Origin of the sequence: Salinisphaera sp. Q1T1-3 (assembly GCF_003602005.1) — a bacterium.
Classification (GTDB): domain Bacteria; phylum Pseudomonadota; class Gammaproteobacteria; order Nevskiales; family Salinisphaeraceae; genus Salinisphaera.
Genome location: NZ_QZWD01000050.1, coordinates 1 through 413, shown reverse-complemented (window position 1 = coordinate 413; position 413 = coordinate 1). Strand labels below are relative to the sequence as shown.

General features: G+C 59.8%; 1 pseudogene. It reads right to left on the bottom strand.

Annotated features, from left to right (window positions below):
- Positions 1-126 precede the first annotated feature (126 nt).
- Positions 127-354: pseudogene (locus D3260_RS17120) on the bottom strand (transposase); the annotation flags it as partial.
- Between the last annotated feature and the right edge of the window lie 59 nt (positions 355-413).

Sequence of the window (413 nt, the reverse complement as noted above, 5' to 3'; positions counted from 1 at the left end):
AGCGACGCCGGCGCTCCGGCCCCAACAGCTCGCTCCCACCACCCATCGCACTAGTCCTATCCACAGTCATATGCCTACCTCGTATTTAAGCACTGATCTGTGTCCGGCGTTCTACGGGGCTACTCCAAGACGAGCATTCTCGCGCTTGAGCCTGGCGATCTCTTCGTCGCGCGGTGTGCTGGTACCACCAAAGGCAACAGCACCTGACTGCTCAAGCTCTTTGCGCCATCGACCGAGCATCCCGGCCCCAAGCCCCAATTCGCGGGCCACCTGCGCCAGCGTGACCCCGGATTGGCGGGTCAACTCAACCGCCTCGCGCTTGAATTCCGGGCTGTATCTTCTTCGCTTAGACATAAACACTCCTTCGGTGCATTGTGCACCTTCTCTGAAGTGTCCGTGCTAGCGGGTGCTAA